Origin of the sequence: Kaistella haifensis DSM 19056 (assembly GCF_000735695.2) — a bacterium.
Classification (GTDB): Bacteria; Bacteroidota; Bacteroidia; order Flavobacteriales; family Weeksellaceae; genus Kaistella; species Kaistella haifensis.
In genome coordinates this window covers 1-18,320 of sequence record NZ_JASZ02000039.1, presented here as the reverse complement: position 1 = coordinate 18,320, position 18,320 = coordinate 1, and the positions used below count along the sequence as shown (strand labels likewise).

Here is an 18,320-nt window from a genome sequence, read left to right as displayed (position 1 = left end):
ATACAAATGTTTCAGTAGCAAACAACCCACCATAAACCGAATCGGATGGCTCGGATTGCCCACTTTGGAATACAAGGGCGAAAATTCTTTCTCAAAATAATTCCAATCTATTTTTTCTGAAAGTAGAACAAGTTCATGCTCGTGGTCAATAAAATCCACCAACATTGGGCGGAATAATTCTGGCTTCTTTTCTGGATTTTTCCCCAACATATTTGCAAGGTTTTAAAGCTCTAAGATACAAATTCTTGCAATAAAAAACAAGCTATTTTAAACCCAAAATACTAATAATCAGTAAATTATAGGTGGTTTAAGGAGAGACTATTTAAAATAACAACAGGAAAAACATTTAAAGAATTTCCAGAATTTTATATTAATTCTCTTTCAAACTAATAATAGAATTAGGCTGTCATTTTTTGTGGCAGCCTATTTATTGTTAAAACATTTTCAGATAAGTTTATTATTAGTCGCAAAAGATAATGCTTCAGTTATATTTTGAACATCTATTTTTTCAAACAATTTTCTTCTATGAAATTTAACCGTATCGGCAGAAAGAAACATTTTTTCAGCTATCTCATTAATGGTTAAACCTCTTGCATACAATCTGAGAATCTCTAGTTCTCTTTCTGATAGCTTTGCTTTTTCTTCTGATTTCCATTTATTACTTTCCAAATTAAATTTCCAAAAAAAATCGGAGCCATGCTTGTTTATAGTTATGTTTCCAGAAGTATGTTTGGTTGATAAAGCAACAATACACATTGCCTTCCAAATCTTTCCTTCCGTCGTAAGGAATAGTGGTGTTAGCTTATGGTTTATAAGTATGGCTTTACCTTTTTCATTGATAATATGAAAGTCATAAGATATTGTATATAATTTCCTTTCTTCAAGAGGTAATTTCTCATAAAAATCAAATCCCACTTCATTTATCTTAAATAATAAGTTTAAATCATCTGGCTTTACACTTCTAAAGTAAAAACCATAACCTAATGCCTCTACTTGTTCAGGCTTTAATCCACATAAAAAAAGAGGATTATCTGAAACATATTCAAATGATTTTTTTTGATAATCTATCACATATATACTTTTATAAGTAATTCTTGTTAAAGCCTGTATAATGTCTAAGTATTTTCCTGTTTGTACAAAGTCGTCAGTTGTAATATTTCCCACAGTATTTTTTTCCGAAAAAAAATTATGTAATTCATCCATAATAATCCGTACTACCTTAAGTGTTTTTATTTAATGTTTTCACACAAATCTACACAAAAGTGTAGCAAATTCCTAAGTGTAGTCGAATAATTTTACCAAAAAATAAAAAACATGGATGCAATACATTATTACAGTTTGGATAACAAATACTTATATGAACTGGCAAAATTTGTAGTTGAAGAAAATTATAACCATCACGCACCGAGCGAATCAATGGAGTTTCAAGATGAAGTAAACTTGGTTTACGCAGAGGAGAAACAATTAAATAATTCTAAAATATTTGCAGCTAAAAATGATAATGGCTCTATGGTAGGTTCTATTAGAGTCTTACGATGGAATTTAGTCGATCAATTGCCCACGCAAAAATTATTCGACATAAATCCATTAACAATTGAGAGTAACTCAAATAATGCAATATATCATATTGGAAGATTTGCAGTGAAACAAGGAATTGATAGATCAGGTTTCGTTGTTTTCAAAACTTTAATGACTTATGCAATTAATGAAGTTTGTAAATACGAAAATTCTTTTGCTTTAGCAGAATGTGATGCTAAACTACTAAAAGTAGTAAAGCTTTTAGGTATTCAAGCTCACGTAATTTCTGATTCTATTTATTATTTAGGTTCAGATACGATACCAGTATTACTACCGTATAAAGGTTTAAAAAAAATTTTAGATAAAAATAAACATTTGATAATGTCCAAATCTGATGAGCTACACAGGTATTGGACGATTTGCTAGTTTTCAACTTGGTAAAAGTGTTATGATTGAAACAGTAGGTTTTTCCAGCAGTAAGAATAATTACAGTAAAGTTCAGATTCCCTTACATTTCGATATGTTCGGTAAAAATTTAAATGTCTCTGAAATTGATATAGATTCAAAAGAAGAAACACTGTCCGGTAAGAAGTATAATACTTATTACAAAGTTGAAATTTCTGAATTTTATACTTTTTTGATAACTGATAAAGAACCCAAAAAGAAAATAATTGATAAATTCCTTAAGGACAATATTGCGGATGCTATATTTGAAAAATACCCTCTGAAAATCTTCAATAAGGAAATTACATTTCATATTAATGGTGTCAAAATTGAGCCTTCACAGTTTATAATTGGCAATCCTGTCACAAAAATCTACCCTTATGTAGATCTTAAAGGTGTGGAACATAAAATTGTTTTTAATTTTATTAAGATCAAGAAAGTTGACAAAATAAAAGTATTTCTCACAACAAATAATGCCGGTATTCAGACCATTGCTAACAGTTTTGAATTTGATGCAGCATGGTTAAGTCCGAAAACGGGTGGATGGTATATCTACATTGAGTCAAACACTTTGCCAACCGACCTCTACAGAAATGTTGATTTGGACGATATGGATGAGGACTGGAAAAATTACAGACCTTTTATCAAAGATCATATCTCCTCATTTTATAAATCGATAAATGCGGAATTTGACAATTTTTCACAAAAATTGAAAAGCGATGAATATTACCCTTTTAAAGAGAAAACCAGTAGCTCGCAATCTAAAATTGTTGTCTTTGACAAACTTGCCTATCTAGTAGAAGATAAATATCATTTACTAAATGAAAATAATAAGCTGAGAGAAATTATATATCCACTTATTGATAGAACAATCTCTAATGGGGAATTAGAAAATATACTTAAGAACATCCTTCATCTTAACACAAAAACCATAACGAAATTTTCAGAATTATTGCAAAGGACCGACTTAGAAAACGTCATTGAATTTTCAGATAAAGTTGCACGGAAAATTGAAGATCTAGAATTTTTAGAAAAATTAGTTTACAGTGAAATTTCCAAGAATGTAAAAGAAAGAAAAGAGCTGCACAAATTTCTGGAGAAAATGCTCTGGATATTTGGTGAAGAATATAATGACACTACTAAACTTCTGTCTGACAAAAATCTTGAAAAAAATCTTCTTCAGTTACGAGATGACACGATGACTTACAAAGTATCTAAAAAGGATGATAACGCAGAAAAAGTTGAACGGTCTCTTTCATCAATTACTGATCTTTTTTTATACAATGAAAGAATAATAGACCATAAGAAAAGAGAGGTATTGGTTGTAGAATTGAAGGCACCAAGAGTCAAAATTAGCCCTAAAGAATTAGAGCAGGTAATGAAGTATGCAACAGAAATTGATAAACTTAACTCAATCAGCAAAAATGTTAACTTTAAAATTTTACTGATAAGTTCTGGAATTAATTCAGACGCCGAATATAGATTAAATGGTAGTCGCCAAAAAGAAGATAATCCTTATTTCTATTTTAGAAATGAAAATAAAAATGTTGAAATCTGGGTAATGAAATGGTCTGAACTTATAGAGAATGTAAGAAGAAAACTTCAGTATATGTCACATATATTACATACTAAAGATGTAGATGTACATGAAAAAGCATCAAGAGATTTTGCAGATATTGAATTCGGCAAATATAACTCTACATTAAAGAAAGTAGCAATGTAACAATGCTATCAAATTTACAATGCTAGACCTAAATAATAGATGGCTAAACAAGTGGAACATCATATCAGAGATTGGTTGGTAAATCATCCTGAGTTCATTGAGAAGGGACTTCAGGTGATAGATAAAGAACATTATCTTCCAGACTCAATTGGCAGTAATGGATTTATAGATATTTTATGCAAAGACATCTATAATAATTTTGTTATAATTGAAATTAAAAGATCCGATCCCGCAGCTCGACAAGCATTTACAGAAGTATTCAAATATGCTGAACTGATTCAAAATAATTACAATGCACGTAATAGTGAGATTAGAATTATAATCGTTTCAACTCATTGGGATCAGATGATACGTGCATTTTCACATCTTTGCTTTAAGTCAAATTTTTCATTAACTGGTCTCCAAATTTTTATTGATGAAGAATCTAAAACCCCCGTAGCCAAAGAAGAAATATCTCCAATATCTTCCAGAACTTTCTCCAGAAAATTTATGTCTTCACAGATCATATACCTTTTTCACGATCAGGACAAGCGTATAAAGGCCAACAAAGAACTTAGTAAAAAGTTACAAAACGCAAATTTTCCAGATTATGTAACGGTTGATCTAAATGCACCCAATAAACGTGGGTTTTATCCTTATGCGCTAAGCATTGCATTTCAAAGATTTTCTAAAAATGAAATGCTGAATTTTATATCTCTTTTGAAAGGAGAAAAACATTTGGATATGACAGAAGACGAATTTGGAACAGAAGGTGCATATCTATTTGATTTGGAACAGGTATTTATCATTTCTCTCGAAATGCGCGAATATATTGATTCTTTTGAGTCAAGTTCAGGAGAAAAATTTGACAGTGTTGTAGGAGTTCAGAATTGGGAAATTGAATCGATAAAAAAACATGGCATATTTAATTCTGACCCCAGATACACTACGGAGTTACTACTTAAAGAACTTAAGGGCCATGATGGTAATAGTTCTAATAAATTTGTAGGATTTTCAGAATCAAATCAGAAAAAAAGAATACAAGAAATTTATTCCGAGTGCCAATACTCTTTAAATCATACTCCTCATTGGCAATCATGCGTAAACTTCATTCTTTCTCAAATGATTAATTCCAAAGAAAAATATAAGATCATCATCGATATATATAATCCTGATTCTATAGTCGCAGCATTATATTTTGCCCTTACAAAAGGTAATCCTGAGTATCTTCCTAAATTTTTGCTTATTATCGATTATCCTGATATTAAAAGAACCGAATTTTACTGTGGTGATATATACTCTTCTGGAATAAAACCAAAGATGACAATGTTCAGTTCAGATAACATTGACGAGATTAGTAATGAAATTTTTGATTTCCAAATTTTTCCTGAGAATGAAATAATTGCAAAGAAAATGGGACTGATCTATGCAATCAAAGAGACTGTATTTGTTGACAGCATTGAAATTTCGGACAAATTTATTGTTTTGAAAAAAAATACTACTGAATATGTTAACAAGCGATATCCTTCCATTGAACAATATGTCATTTCAAATCAATATGAAATTTCGACAATGATAAAAAATCTAGGTTACGTTTATAAGGAATTTTAAAAAATATTTCCGATAATAAAAAATTTTATCATTTTTGGCAGTAAAATTATTTAGGAAAACACAATTGGAAGTACCACATAAGAAAGATTAAGTAACACTCCCGTTTATAACAATTATAATAATGTTTAAATGTATTAATCAGCTGAAAAATTAACATTACTTGGTTATATTCTTAGTTTTTTTTGGAATAATTTCTATCAGCAACAATCCTTTCAGCAACATCTAATTACCTAAGAACTTATTGCAATTTTCTTTTTGTCAATAAATTTTTGTTTTAATTCCATCATATCCTCACTGACTTTTTTATCAAGTATTTTCGCATAATGCTGTGTCGTCTTAATACTTTTGTGACCTAGCATTTTACTAACACTTTCAATGGAAACCCCGTTGGATAAAGTAACAGTTGTTGCAAAAGTATGGCGTGCAATATGATAAGTAAGTTCCTTTTTGATTTGGCATAAATCTGCGATTTCTTTTAAGTAAGAATTCATTTTCTGATTACTCAAAACAGGTAACAGACTTCCCGAAACACCACAATGCGGATGTGCTTTGTATTTTTCAATGATTTCTTCAGCCTGCAGAAGTAAGGGAATATTTGATTGTGCTTTAGTTTTCTGTCGGGAGGTAAATATCCATTTATTACCATCGATTCCCACACCAATATTCGAACGTTTTAAGTTCTTAGTAGCGATATAGGCCAGACCAGTATAGCAACTGAAGAGGAAAATGTCGCGAACTTGCGCGATTCTTTCGATTTCAAATTCTTTATTCGCCAGATTGAAAAGTTCCTGCTCATCCAGAAAATCTCGTTTCACCTCAATAAATTTAGAATCATAGCAAAGAAACGGGTCGTAAGTCAGCCACTTATTCGCCAAACAAATCCGGATTATCTTACCAAAATTCTTAATGTATTTTACCGCAGAGTTATTGGCGCAGGATTTTTCGGTGCGCAGAAAAAATTCAAAATCAGAAATAAACGGGTGGTCGATTTCCGTAATCTCAATATCCGAAACATTAAACTTCCATTTCAGAAACTCTTCTGTATGGCTTAAACAGGTTCTATAGCGCGTTAAAGTTCCTTTTGCATATTCTTTACCAACTAACGCCTCCATTCGGTTATTATGGTCTTTAAAAACAGATATTAACATTCTACTTTTACTATTTTTCCCTGTCAGTTTGTTTTTTAGAATTTCGCTTGTAATTGTTACACCATCTTTCATTAATTCATGATGAGCATTATGTACCTGTTGTTCAAAAGTTTTAATATAATGGTTTAACATTTTAACTGCTTCTGTATGACCACTTACCTTTTGCCCTTTCGAATTCCACTGAGAAGGTTTTACGGTTCTTTTGACACTGATTTCTGTAGCTTGCCCATCAATAGTAATTCGAAGGTAAATAGGGCATTCTCCATTAGCATTTTCTTTGGATTTTTTCACATAAAAAAGCAAGCTGAAAGTCTGGGTCATTTTACTAATATTTTAAGCATTAAATTTAAAATTTCAGAAAACCGTCTACAAGATGTTCACTTTCTAAACAAGTTCGTAGTAAGGCTTTCAGAGAATTTCAGTGACCCTTTTTTCATTTGGGCATAGGTCACTGAAAAGGTCACTGCACACACTCGAAAAAAATCCAAAATTTGGTCTGAAAAAATAATTTTAAAATCAATTTTCCATCGCTCGTTTAGATTTTTTCCAGTGACCTATTTTTGAAACCGAAATAGGTCACTGAATAGGTCACTAAAATTATGTGCGAATTTGTTGCTCTTTGATATCAGCATAAAAAGAAAAATGCCGTAAAACCTATGTTTTACAGCATTTTGTACTATTTTGATTTAATAGTTGCGATCCGGACGGGACTCGAACCCGCGACCTCCGCCGTGACAGGGCGGCATTCTAACCAGCTGAACTACCGGATCAATTTTTTGAAGATAAAATTGTAAATCTTTGCGATCCGGACGGGATTTGTACTTTTTTAGAAAAAGCGCTATCCATAAGCTTTATGCTGTTTCCTTGTTTAGTAGGTCACCGAATAGGTCACTTTTATAAACAATTTAGAGAGCGTCGTTTTTACTGGTGCAAATATAGCTCATTTTTAATTATTCGCAAATGTTCAGATCATTTTTTTAAAGTATAGTAAGCAACCACCAGATAATCAAGTCATTTTTTTTATAATTCGCTCTCCTATTTTGTTATAACCAGAAATTTCACATGATATAACCGATCGTCCTTTTCTTAAATTTTTGAGAAATCCTACCTTATAATATACAGTACACTCTTGTTAGAATCCTTAAAAATTTCTTCAAAAGCAGAAAAAGGAATATTATTATCTTTTGAAATTTTTTCTCCTATTTTACTCAATTCTTCAACCAATTGCTGTTCATTGTATTTTTTCAAATATGATGAAGGAAATAATCTAAGACAGAAATTGCTGAAATTTCAGCAATTTCTGCAATCGTATAAAGAGTTGGATTTGTAATCATTACTTTTTCTTTTTCACAAACTCATTAAACTCAAAAATTTCTTTGGCTTCCTCGTCCCAGTTTTTTCTTGGTAATAGTTGAAGCGTGACAAAAACATCTTTCTCCTTATTATAGGAATCGATACGCCCTAGCCTTCCTCCATAGTCGATTTCAGCGTGCTTATAAATAGAATAAGGTAAAATAGAGTCGGTTGGATAAATGTAAAATCTTGAGAAACTTTTGGCGGAGTTCACACAGATACTCAATGGAAATATTTAGAAGTTAAATCCAGTACAGGCAATAGCTTTATTATTAGCAACAATGAAGTTTCTGTAGGAATTGAAAATAAGGAGAACTATCATTTAGCACTTGTGAATGGTCATGATATTTGTTTTGTTGAAGACTTCTTTTTAAATGAAGCAAGGGTATCCGAGTTTAATACATTAAGGAATAGTGCTTCCATTAGACCACTTGATTTTGAAGTATATTATAAACTCCCAAAATCATAAGTATTTCAGCTACTCTATGAATTCTAAAAACCAAATTACTTAGTATAAATTCAGGGAATAAAATTAAATTTATTGAGTTGATTAAATTCATTTTCATCAATTATTTTTTCAATCATGCCATCCTGCAAAAATGCAATATTGTCGCATGTATGAAATAATGTTTCAATAATATGAGAATTGATGATGATGATTTTGTTTTTAGATTTCATATCCTTTATGACATCATACAGAACATGAACACCTTCAAAGTCGATCCCATTAAAAGGTTCATCTAAAATATTTACAGGCTTATCCAATAAAAGAACTCCAATTAAAGCTAGTTTTTTCTTCATTCCGGTTGAATAAGTATCGACGAATTCATCAAGGGGAAGATTAAAGAGGGAATTATAATTTTCGGCAGCAGAAATATCAGCAGAAAAATAGTTTAAATATTCTTTACCTGTAATATAAGGATAGAAATAATTAGTTGTTTCTAAATAAGCAATATCTTCTCTATTCAACTTTTTCCCTTCCCATAATATTTCCCCGGAAAAATTTAATGCACCAAATAACGTGTTAAATAACGTTGTTTTTCCTGCTCCGTTCTTTCCCACCACTCCAAGAACATTGTTATTAATCTTATCCACTGAAATAGATAGATTTTTTAATATATAATTTTCTGAATATTTAACATTAATATTTCGGATTTCTAACTGTCTTTTAGGAACTAAAGCAGGTTCAAAATCCCCATTCCGGTCTCTGGGAACCTTGATTTCAGATTCTCCAAAAGAGGATTTTATTTTTTTTGTTCCGTGACCGTTACGGTAATTTCCGTCTTTGGTCTTTTCATGCTTTTCGTTGTCCAGATGGGCATCGAGTTCAGCGTTCAGCATGTGCTCTACGGCACTTTTATGCAATTGTTTGAAGAAAGACGTCAAGTCTTCTCCACTTTTAAAAGATTTGTAAAATTCTTTGTTGCTTAATAATTCTTCTTTGTCGATCATAACTGTATAAAGGTTTAAAAATAGTAAAAAGTTATTTCCGGAAAATTTCCGGGCTTGTAAGGGCCCGAAATTTTTCAGAATAACTTTTCAACTTACACAGTTAGTGGGACGCTACCCTGAAGTGTAAAATTCAACGTTAGTTATTCGATTGAACTTTTGTGCTTCGATTGCCGTAACATCTCCAAGCCGAAAACCTTTAGAGGGACTATTTTTAACAACCGTTTATAAATTGACCAACAGAAAACAAATATAAATTGACGATAATACTCATCCTTCTCATCAGCTTCTTCGCTTCTCTTATGAGGTCAACTTTCGGTTTTGGAGAATCTCTTATTGCAGTACCCTTATTTTTACTTTTCCTGCCTCTAGAAGTAGCCGTTCCATTATCGGTAATGCTGTCGATTGTTATCGCATTGGTTATCGTCATTCAAGATCATTCAAAAATTCATTTTCAAAGTGCAAAATGGTTGGTATTATATGCATTACCTGGCATACCATTGGGTTTATTAATCCTTATCTACTGCAACGAAACATTTGTAAAAATAGCTCTTGGACTTTTAATTATACTGTATGCGCTCTATTCATTGTTCAACAAGAAAACAAAAACAGGAATACAACAAAACAATAAATTTTGGCTCTTCATTTGTGGCTTTTTGTCAGGTATATTCGGAGGTGCTTATGGGCTGAACGGACCGCCATTAGTTGTTTATGGCAATTTAAGCAATTGGACTGCAAAGCATTTTCGGGCGACTTTACAAGCGTACTTTTTACCTGCGAGCTTAATTGGAGCCATTGGATACTATGCAAAAGGACTGATCACCACAGAAGTTAATCATTATTTCCTGCTTTCATTGACAACAGCGATCCCCGCGATATTTTTAGGAAGATATTTAAACCATAAACTGAACGATCACTCATTTTTCAAATATGTTTATTGGAGCTTAATCGGAATTGGTTTGATTTTAGTCTTGAACACACTGAAATGAAAATAAAACAGTCCATAGCAACTAAGCCTTCGGTCTGTTCTCTTCGTTCAGATAGTTTTGCCCAACGGGCAAAAAACGGAAGTTAGATTGGTAAGTGGTCTACTTTTTTGACAGTTTGTAAATATAGTTTTTTCAATTGAAATTTGCACCTGCCAACCGAAACGGAATCAGGCTCTGCTGAGGAGCAACCTGAGAGGGATAGATTGACCGACGAAATATAGTTTTCAAGGGCACTGCTTTTTGCGGTGCTTTTTTCTGAATTATATTTCAGAAGTTCATGCCTTAAAAAAACCTTATGCTGCCTCATATTCCGATGGGGTTTTAAAGTCCAGTGCTTCGTGCGGACGTTCATAATTGTAGTCTTCTATCCAGCGTTCCGTAAGGTCTTTTACATCCTGAAGGGAGAAAAACAGGTTGGCGTCCAGCACATCTTCTCTGTAGGTTTTGTTGAAACGCTCGATAATGGCATTCTGCTGTGGCTTTCCTTTTTGGATTTTAACCCATTCAATGTTGTTTTTATCCAGCCAATCCTGGAAAAGGCCCGAGGTAAACTCCGGGCCGTTGTCCGTGCGTATTCCCTTGGGCTTGCCGTGCTTCTCAATCATGCGCTCCAAAAAATGGATGACCGCTCTGGACGGCATGGATGTACGCGCATCAATCCCCAGACATTTTCTGTTGTACTGATCAACAATATTCAGCGTTCGAAATCGGGATCCCCTCGCCAGTGCGTCACTCATAAAATCCATTGCCCATTCCTCATTACGCTCCAAAGGTACAGCGATGGGATTGGCAGGATTGTCAAAGCGTTTCCTTTTCATTCTTTTGTAAAGCGAAAAACCATACTTCTGATAGACCCTTCGGATTTGCGAAGAACCGTACCCCGGGTACTTTTTACAAACCTTCACGATGACTTTCTTGCGTCCCAGCCTGCTGGTTCCCAATATCGAGGTGATGGCTTCTCGAAGTTTTTCATCTTTTTCGGGCATCCGTTTTTTATAATATTTTGAGGTTCTTGAGCGTCCCATTACGCGGCACACCTTAGCATAACTTATCTCCGGTCTTTTCTCCCGAATATAAGCAATACAACGCTCCTTCTGATAAGGTGTTACCACTTTTTTGAGTTGACCTCCTTTAAAATATCGATGGAAATCTGCTGGTCCGCCATTCAATAAATATTTTGAAAGTGTTGTAAATTCTTTTTTAAAAAGAGAAAACTTCAATTTGCTTGATAATAATTTGCCTGAACTAAAATATGTTTCGCGCAACGCGAACCGATTTTTATTCAATTATCTTTCTTCAGCAAGAACTTATTTAGACCACTCAGAAAAATACTTAAAAAATAAATACGGAAATAATTCTACTCAATTTAATAGCTTTAAAAGCTATACAAGCAGTTTATTTGACAATTTCTTCGAATATAGATTCATTTATAAATTGAGAAATTACGCACAACATTGTGGACTTCCGATAAACAGTATTACGTTTTCAGTTGATAACAAAGACTTGCTTAAACGAACAATAAATTTAAACCCCTTATTCTTAAAATCAGAACTAAAAAAAAATTACAAAGAGTGGGGACAAAAAATAAATGAAGATTTTGATTTTCAGCCGGAAGAAATTAGTGTTAGACAAATAATTGGAAATTATTACAAAAATATTAAAGATTTAAATGATGAATTTATAATAATAGAAAAATTGTCATTAGATAAAAGTGTAGAATATTTAGAGAATTTTCAAAAGGAAAATTATTCTCATCTTAATGTAAACGAATCAACTCAATGTTGTGTTTTTTATGATTTCATATTAAAATATCTAGATTCTTATGAGGGTTCTAAATTCTCAACATTTGTCTATCCTAAAGAAATGATTGAAACAATAAAAAACTACCGCCAATAACTAAACTTTTGTTTTGTCTGCAAGACAAGAAATGAAAGGCTGGCTATTATAGATAGTAAATTCTGACGAGAGTTGGGATTTATTGTTTTAAAGCGTGGCTGACACAATTGTAGTTATAAATGATTGCGCATTGTAATAGCTGCAAGTTATTTTAGCTAATTTCAAATGTTTAAAAACAAATAAGTGGATGTTTTTAGGTCGTTGTAGAATTTGAAAAGTTGCGTATATTTGAGAGTTAGCGGTAACCCAAAAAACGACACGCCCCCGACAAAACGACAGAAAAAAGTAAAGAAAAAATATGTTAGGACTTAGAACAACAATTTATAAGGTTAACGACATTCAGAAAGCGACTGAATGGTATTCAAAAGCGTTTGAAACAAATCCGTATTTCAATGAGCCTTTTTATGTTGGGTTCAACATTAAAGGTTACGAATTGGGACTTCAACCCGAAGAAAATCCGACTTTGAATAAAATTGAAAGCGTGGTTTCCTATTGGGGCGTAGAAAATATTCAAGAAAATTTTGACCGACTAATTGCATTAGGAGCGACTGAAAATGAAAAACCATACCATGTCGGTGGAGAAATAATGACAGCCACCCTAAAAGACCCTTTTGGAAACATTATTGGTTTAATTTACAATCCTCACTTTCAACTAACTTAATGGCTTCCGACCAAAATTTTGTAGACTTTGTTTTAGAACAAATCAAAAATGCAGGAGAAGTAATCGCTAAAAAAATGTTTGGCGAGTATGTACTTTATGCTGACGAAAAATTGTTCGGACTGATATGCGACAACAAATTATACATAAAGCCTACCAACTCAGGACGACAATTTATAGAAAATGTTGTTGAAGTACCACCATATAAAGGTGCAAAACCATGTTTCTTGATAGAAGGCAAAATCGAAGACGGAGATTGGCTAAGTGAGTTAATTAGAATTTCGCTCAAAGAATTTCCAGCACCAAAACCGAAAAAACAAAAGAAGAAATAAACTCGAAATCAAATGGGCTACAGCTAATAACTAAGCTTTCGTTTTGCCTACAAGACAAGAAAATGAAAGGCTGTTGAACAAGAACCTCCTACTCTCCGAAGTCTCATGACTTTGGAGTTTTCAGAAAATCCTAATGGAAGTTGGCTGTTTAATATAAATAAGATTTTAAAATCGAAAAATCTCTCCTTTTAATTGATACTGTTTTTCGAGAGAAGGTCAAGCTTATCTTAAACATAGTATATTTGAATCTGAGCAGTTTATTTAAACATAACAACACTTTATATAAAATTTATTAATGAACGAAGAAGAAATTAGGGGAAAATTACTGTTGCCATTTTTAAATGATTTAGGTTTCAATGTTTCTGAAATCTCATTAGAAAAATCGTTTACAATAAGACTTGGAAAATCTCAACATACAATCAAAGGTAGGTCAGATATTTTATGTAAAGGAAATGGAAAAAATTTATTTATTATTGAATTAAAAAATGATTCAATTTCTATAACTCAAAATGATATTGATCAGGGTATATCATATGCACGATCTCTTGTGGATGATATAGCCCCCTTTACCATAATTACTAATGGGCACACAACAAGAATTTTTGATTCAGTATCGAAAGTTGAATTAACAGGTCAAAAAATTTCAGAACAATCATCTTTTTGGAAAAATGATTATACTCTCTCAACAGATGAAGAATTAAGAATAAGGTATGAGGCACATAAAAAATTTGTTTCATTCTCACCTGAAAATTTAAAGTTATTTTGTGAAAATCAGGTTCAAGATAGAATGGGACCAATTATAGGAGCTATCAATACTCCCACTTCTGAATTTGTCAAAGAACTTTATTGTCAAAGACAAGATTTACTTTTTGCTTTTAATCATTTTCTTAATTCCGATGCAAAAATTTTCAGTGTAGTAGGTTCTGCTGGTGTTGGAAAAACAAATGTAATTTGTTCATTAACTCTTCAAAACTTAGAAGATAAATTTGTTTTTTTTTACAATGCTTCAATAATTAATAAATCACCATTAGAACATATTGCGCAAGATTTGAATGGTGTTTTTTCCAGTAAAAGTGATAGTGATTTAGTTTTAAAGAAACTTGATGAATTAGGAAGATTTGTAAATAAACAAGTTCTGCTATTTATTGATGCGATAGATGAAAGTATTAATCCAAATATTTCACTCGAATTGAGTGAGATTGCTCTTGCTTGTAGGAATTTAAGTAACGTAAAGTTATGTATTAGCTGTAAATCAAATATTTGGGATAATATCTTAAAAATAAATGGAACGCCATCACATTTATATGAAGAACTGAATAAATTTCCAGAAATAACTAATAAGCCTTTTGGTAAAGTAGGTTTCCTATTAGAAGATTTTACTGATGAAGAAATGGAAAGTATTATTCCAATATATAAAAGGGTTTTTGGTTTTAAAGGCAATATTTCAAAAGAATTATTAAAAGAATTACGAAATGGATTTTTCTTGAGGATATTTAGTGAAGTTTATAGCCATAAACAAATACCAGATAAGATTAATGATAAAGAGCTAATAAAAATATACATCAGACAATCACTTGAAAAAACGGAACTAAGTTTAGGTGTAGAAAAAGGGTTTAGGATTATATCAGAAATCGGAAAAATATTATTGAATTATGATTATACATCATTAGAAGCTTTTGAAGATGAGGGATTGGATGCGAGTAATTTGCTTAGAAAATTAAATTTTTCAATTAAAGAGAATCTGCCTGAAGAGTTATTTGCTAGAAATATCCTTATTAAATCTAACAAAGAGGATTCTTATAACATATCTTTTTACTATTCCAAAATTCGAGATTACATAATATGTTTTCATAGTTGCACTTTAGACAAACTAAATGATACTGAATTCTATAATATACTTGAGAAATTTTATCAAAATTATATTGGACAGAGTGCCATCGATTTTTATATTGAAAATGCCAGTCAATCACATAGGTTTACATTGGCGAGGTTTAAAGAAGATAAAGCTCTTCAATATGTAAAAAATTATAATTCGTATTTAGATGAGAATTTCAAAAATTTCAAAAAATTATTCGATCCAAGAACTGAGGGAGAAATTGGAATAATACTCCCAAAAGACCTTTTAAATGATGATGGTTATGCATTATTTCATGTAAAATCAGATACTAATTCAAAAAGTTTGCTTCAATTTGAAGATATGAAAGGCGTATTCTTTGACGTAGATTGGAATTATTTTTCGAAATTCGGTGTACAATCGGTTCATGGTAGCAATCGTTCTTTTTTAATTGCTAATCAAACTAAAATTGTAAAACAAAATCTATTTAAACAGCTAAAAGAAATAATCCAAAAGGGCAAACTTACGACATACAATTCTGATATATTACTCCTGGAACAAGTCTCGTTGATCCTTTATTACTATCATAAAAAATTAGGCTATGACTTAAAATTAAATGATTATTATCTCCCAAGATTTGAATTAATTTATCCAATTGATTTAAAGGATTTGCGAGATAGAATATACAAATTTAGAGCATCTTATCATTATAAAAATAGAGAAGCGTTACCTCCACATTTTGTGGAAGAAAAAATTAAAAAAGCTTTAAAATTGAACCTTGAAATTCCCAAATTAACTACTATTGGGGATTTTCCACCTTTTGAAGAATTGTTTAAAATGGTCAATGTGTTATTGGAGAGAGGGTTTAATAAAATTGAAAGTCATCATTTACCATATCCTGATTTTTCTATAGTTGAAGCAAAAGAATTTTATGAGCAGGATAGAAGACAAAATCTAAATCAAGTAAGAGTTTTTCAATACAGTCCAACACAAGCAAAATTATATATAGAAACTTTTTTCAAATATTTAGAATCTTGTTATCAGAAGTTTGTAGAAGATAATTTTCCAACCATAAAAAATGAATTCTCATTTTATACAAATTGTCCCCACGAATACTTTTTTTATATGAAAGATATGGATGTTCTTAAATGGGGTCGATTTGGGTATCGTCCTTCTCGGTCTGGAAATATAAAATTTTATTATGATAATAAATCTTTAGATCAAGCTTTTGATGAAGACGGAGTGTCTATTTTGAGACCTTTTTCACTTGATGATATTCTTTATGTTGATTACCACCACGATAGAATTCAAACAATTGATAGAATAAATACTAGAGAAGTTGATAAATTTTGTGTGATTAGAAATTGGATTTATACGCTACTTAAAAGTGATATGGAAAAGCTTTTTAAAGAAAATGAAGACTAATTTTTAGAGTTACTTTTCAAAATAAATAAAATAAGTATGCAATTCTTTTTTCCACATACAGCCGAAGAAAAACTTAACTCATTAAGTGAACGATTAAAATATTTGGCTCGTAACAAAGATGGAAAAAACGGTCAAATTGACCACCTAATTTCGGAGCAAATTGACCACCGAGATTCGGTTTAAATTGACCACCTGATTTTCTTTTCTTTTTCATTCATTTTGGCTTGTATTTTTTCGTGATGTTAAGCCCATAAATTCGCTTTAAAAAAGCAGCGGATAATGGCAAACCACTTAACAGACATGAACAAGATCAGAAAAGCAATCAACATGCACCATTCGGGCAAGAGCAAGCTGTTTATCAGCAACTATCTCTCCCTGTCCCGCAACACCGTCAAAAAGTACATTTCCGTATTAAAAGAGCTGGGTATGGGACCCGAAGATATCGCTGAAAAGAGCGATTCGGAACTCGAACTTCTATTTTCGCAGGGGAAAAACGAGCCTGTAAGTCCTAAAGTTCGGATTCTGCACGAATATTTTCCGGGAATGGAAAGAGAACTGAAGAAGGTTGGTGTCACTGTGCACATGATGTGGGAGGAGTATATCTCTGAGCATAAAGACGGTTTTCAGGAGACCCAGTTCCGGCACTATTACCGGATTTGGAGCAAACAGGTGAACCCTGTGATGCGTATGCAACACAAAAGCGGCGACAAGATGTATGTGGACTATGCCGGACAAACCCTCTTGGTGTACGACCGCACCACAGGCTAATCCCGAGAGGTACAGTTCTTCGTGGCCATTCTGGGCGCAAGCCAGTACACCTATGCCGAAGCCTCACCGAGCCAGAAGAAGGAGGATTTTGTTCGTTCGGTAGAAAACGCGATGATTCATTTTGAAGGTGTTCCGGCAGCTATTGTTTCTGACAACCTTAAATCAGCCGTAGTAAAGAGCAGCCGCTACGAACCCACCATCAACGAAACCTTAGCAGACTTGGCAGAACATTACGACACGGCCATCCTTCCTGCAAGAGCATACAGACCCAGGGATAAAGCTCTGGTAGAGGGTGCAGTAAAGATCCTTTACCGCAGGATTTATGCCTATCTCAAAGACCGTAAGTTCTACAGTCTTGGGGAACTCAACACGGAGATATGGCGGCTTTTGGCCCTCCATAATGAACGGAAACTGACCAATCGCCCTTACTCCCGGAAGGATGTTTTTCTGGAAGACGAAAAGCCCGTGCTTCGGCCGCTGCCTTCTACACGCTTCGAGATTAAACGCCAGTGCCTTGCCACCGTCATGAAAAACGGGCATGTGCTTCTGGGGCAGGACAAGACCTACTACAGCGTACCATACCCTTACATCCGCAAGAAAGTCAAGATACTGTACACCTCGGGCACTGTGGAAATTTACCACAAATACAACAGAATAGCCCTTCACAAACGCAGCTACAAACCCTTCGTGTATACTACCGAACGCGACCATCTTGCCAGCACGCACCGCTTCGTGTCGGAATGGAGCGCTCCACGGTTTTTGGACTGGGCAGGCAAGATCGACCCGGCAGTGGGCGATTATATTTTACAAATCATCGAGAGCAGAAACCATCCGGAACAGGCGTACAAGAGCTGCATGGGAATATTTAGTCGTTCCTTAACAATATAAATATTTTCTTTTTATTGTGAAAAAATATGCAGCAAAGAGGAAATTCTGCAAAGAAAAATATAGCCAACGAAGATTGGCTTTAAGAATCTCCATCATTTTCTTCATATTCCAGGCAGTTGCTGCTAGGAAGGCATTGATTTGAGGCCCCGTTTCTCCCATAAAGTAATTTTTAGCCAGCCTGAAATCAGTTTTTAAATGTCCGATGATAGGCTCTATGGCAGCTCTGGTTCTGAATTTTTTGCGCTTTGTTTGTTTCTGGTAGAGGGTGTCTTTTTTTCTCGGTGGACCTGGAATGGAGATTTTCA

General features: G+C 33.0%; 14 protein-coding genes, 1 tRNA gene and 5 pseudogenes. 11 read left to right on the top strand and 9 right to left on the bottom strand.

What is annotated here, in order from left to right:
- Both AP75_RS12850 and AP75_RS12845 read right to left on the bottom strand, forming a co-directional pair.
- Positions 1-210: pseudogene (locus tag AP75_RS12850) on the bottom strand (IS5/IS1182 family transposase); the annotation flags it as partial.
- 234 nt (positions 211-444) lie between these two features.
- Positions 445-1,203, bottom strand: coding sequence for a response regulator transcription factor (locus tag AP75_RS12845; RefSeq protein WP_088264918.1), 759 nt, complete (start codon positions 1,201-1,203; stop codon positions 445-447).
- A 111-nt stretch (positions 1,204-1,314) separates the two neighbouring features.
- Here AP75_RS12845 and AP75_RS12840 point away from each other — a divergent pair, with 111 nt between their 5' ends.
- From AP75_RS12840 to AP75_RS12830, 3 genes are read left to right on the top strand one after another with little or no spacing between them, the layout of a single operon-like run.
- Positions 1,315-1,944 carry a hypothetical protein gene (locus AP75_RS12840; RefSeq protein ID WP_051872747.1) on the top strand — a complete coding sequence of 210 codons (630 nt, stop codon included), beginning with the start codon at positions 1,315-1,317 and terminating at the stop codon, positions 1,942-1,944.
- A complete protein-coding gene (locus AP75_RS12835; RefSeq protein ID WP_143755892.1) occupies positions 1,913-3,685 on the top strand; it encodes a hypothetical protein in 1,773 nt (590 codons plus the stop codon). Before AP75_RS12840 ends, AP75_RS12835 begins: the two co-directional genes overlap by 32 nt.
- Before the next feature lie 39 nt (positions 3,686-3,724).
- Complete coding sequence (locus AP75_RS12830) at positions 3,725-5,275, top strand: endonuclease NucS domain-containing protein (protein WP_088264916.1); 1,551 nt, start codon at positions 3,725-3,727, stop codon at positions 5,273-5,275.
- Between the two features lie 230 nt (positions 5,276-5,505).
- Here AP75_RS12830 and AP75_RS12825 read toward each other — a convergent pair whose 3' ends face one another.
- The 3 genes and pseudogenes from AP75_RS12825 to AP75_RS12810 form a co-directional block, all read right to left on the bottom strand.
- Positions 5,506-6,744, bottom strand: coding sequence for a site-specific integrase (locus AP75_RS12825; protein WP_088264915.1), 1,239 nt, complete (start codon positions 6,742-6,744; stop codon positions 5,506-5,508).
- Between the two features lie 375 nt (positions 6,745-7,119).
- Positions 7,120-7,193 (bottom strand) — tRNA-Asp (locus tag AP75_RS12820).
- Positions 7,194-7,756: 563 nt separating this feature from the next.
- Positions 7,757-7,969, bottom strand: a pseudogene (locus tag AP75_RS12810) (hypothetical protein); the annotation flags it as partial.
- A 36-nt stretch (positions 7,970-8,005) separates the two neighbouring features.
- On the opposite strand from AP75_RS12810, the pseudogene AP75_RS14900 reads away from it, so the two are divergent.
- Positions 8,006-8,245 (top strand): annotated as a pseudogene (locus AP75_RS14900) (protein NO VEIN domain-containing protein); the annotation flags it as partial.
- Positions 8,246-8,424: 179 nt separating this feature from the next.
- Here the strand turns inward: AP75_RS14900 and AP75_RS12800 are convergent.
- A pseudogene (locus AP75_RS12800) lies at positions 8,425-9,228 on the bottom strand (transposase); the annotation flags it as partial.
- Positions 9,229-9,482: 254 nt separating this feature from the next.
- On the opposite strand from AP75_RS12800, the gene AP75_RS12795 reads away from it, so the two are divergent.
- On the top strand, positions 9,483-10,214 hold the full coding sequence (locus AP75_RS12795; RefSeq protein WP_242589837.1) for a sulfite exporter TauE/SafE family protein: 732 nt from the start codon (positions 9,483-9,485) through the stop codon (positions 10,212-10,214).
- A gap of 293 nt (positions 10,215-10,507) precedes the next feature.
- Here the strand turns inward: AP75_RS12795 and AP75_RS12790 are convergent, their stop codons facing one another.
- Complete coding sequence (locus tag AP75_RS12790) at positions 10,508-11,479, bottom strand: IS3 family transposase (RefSeq protein WP_158212086.1); 972 nt, start codon at positions 11,477-11,479, stop codon at positions 10,508-10,510.
- Between the two features lie 169 nt (positions 11,480-11,648).
- On the opposite strand from AP75_RS12790, the gene AP75_RS12785 reads away from it, so the two are divergent.
- The 4 genes from AP75_RS12785 (at position 11,649) to AP75_RS12770 (ending at position 16,359) form a co-directional block, all read left to right on the top strand.
- Positions 11,649-12,110: a hypothetical protein gene (locus AP75_RS12785; protein WP_143755888.1), complete on the top strand. Its 462-nt coding sequence runs from the start codon at positions 11,649-11,651 to the stop codon at positions 12,108-12,110.
- Positions 12,111-12,408: 298 nt separating this feature from the next.
- Positions 12,409-12,771 (top strand): VOC family protein, encoded by a 363-nt coding sequence (locus AP75_RS12780; protein ID WP_088264911.1) that lies wholly within the window; start codon positions 12,409-12,411, stop codon positions 12,769-12,771.
- On the top strand, positions 12,771-13,100 hold the full coding sequence (locus AP75_RS12775; RefSeq protein WP_031501735.1) for a TfoX/Sxy family protein: 330 nt from the start codon (positions 12,771-12,773) through the stop codon (positions 13,098-13,100). The genes AP75_RS12780 and AP75_RS12775 overlap by 1 nt, the downstream gene beginning before the upstream one ends.
- A 295-nt stretch (positions 13,101-13,395) precedes the next feature.
- A complete protein-coding gene (locus AP75_RS12770; RefSeq protein WP_088264910.1) occupies positions 13,396-16,359 on the top strand; it encodes a type I restriction enzyme HsdR N-terminal domain-containing protein in 2,964 nt (987 codons plus the stop codon).
- Positions 16,360-16,432: 73 nt separating this feature from the next.
- Here AP75_RS12770 and AP75_RS14350 read toward each other — a convergent pair whose 3' ends face one another.
- Positions 16,433-16,573: a hypothetical protein gene (locus AP75_RS14350; RefSeq protein ID WP_158212085.1), complete on the bottom strand. Its 141-nt coding sequence runs from the start codon at positions 16,571-16,573 to the stop codon at positions 16,433-16,435.
- Between the two features lie 65 nt (positions 16,574-16,638).
- Between AP75_RS14350 and AP75_RS12765 the strand changes: the two genes are divergently transcribed.
- Both AP75_RS12765 and AP75_RS12760 read left to right on the top strand, forming a co-directional pair.
- Positions 16,639-17,127 (top strand): transposase, encoded by a 489-nt coding sequence (locus tag AP75_RS12765; RefSeq protein WP_051872555.1) that lies wholly within the window; start codon positions 16,639-16,641, stop codon positions 17,125-17,127.
- A gap of 21 nt (positions 17,128-17,148) precedes the next feature.
- Entirely contained in the window at positions 17,149-18,015 is an 867-nt protein-coding gene (locus AP75_RS12760) for a Mu transposase domain-containing protein (protein WP_051872556.1), read from the top strand.
- Here the strand turns inward: AP75_RS12760 and AP75_RS14345 are convergent.
- Positions 18,004-18,320, bottom strand: a pseudogene (locus tag AP75_RS14345) (hypothetical protein); the annotation flags it as partial. The gene AP75_RS12760 and the pseudogene AP75_RS14345 overlap by 12 nt on opposite strands.

Bases quoted from the DNA above. Each gene is read 5' to 3' on its own strand.
- AP75_RS12845 (WP_088264918.1), bottom strand. From the start codon at position 1,203: ATGGATGAATTACATAATTTTTTTTCGGAAAAAAATACTGTGGGAAAT.
- AP75_RS12835 (WP_143755892.1), top strand. From the start codon at position 1,913: ATGAGCTACACAGGTATTGGACGATTTGCTAGTTTTCAACTTGGTAAA.
- AP75_RS12830 (WP_088264916.1), top strand. From the start codon at position 3,725: ATGGCTAAACAAGTGGAACATCATATCAGAGATTGGTTGGTAAATCAT.
- AP75_RS12765 (WP_051872555.1), top strand. From the start codon at position 16,639: ATGGCAAACCACTTAACAGACATGAACAAGATCAGAAAAGCAATCAAC.
- AP75_RS12770 (WP_088264910.1), top strand. From the start codon at position 13,396: ATGAACGAAGAAGAAATTAGGGGAAAATTACTGTTGCCATTTTTAAAT.
- AP75_RS12775 (WP_031501735.1), top strand. From the start codon at position 12,771: ATGGCTTCCGACCAAAATTTTGTAGACTTTGTTTTAGAACAAATCAAA.
- AP75_RS14350 (WP_158212085.1), bottom strand. From the start codon at position 16,573: ATGAAAAAGAAAAGAAAATCAGGTGGTCAATTTAAACCGAATCTCGGT.
- AP75_RS12840 (WP_051872747.1), top strand. From the start codon at position 1,315: ATGGATGCAATACATTATTACAGTTTGGATAACAAATACTTATATGAA.
- AP75_RS12780 (WP_088264911.1), top strand. From the start codon at position 12,409: ATGTTAGGACTTAGAACAACAATTTATAAGGTTAACGACATTCAGAAA.
- AP75_RS12825 (WP_088264915.1), bottom strand. From the start codon at position 6,744: ATGACCCAGACTTTCAGCTTGCTTTTTTATGTGAAAAAATCCAAAGAA.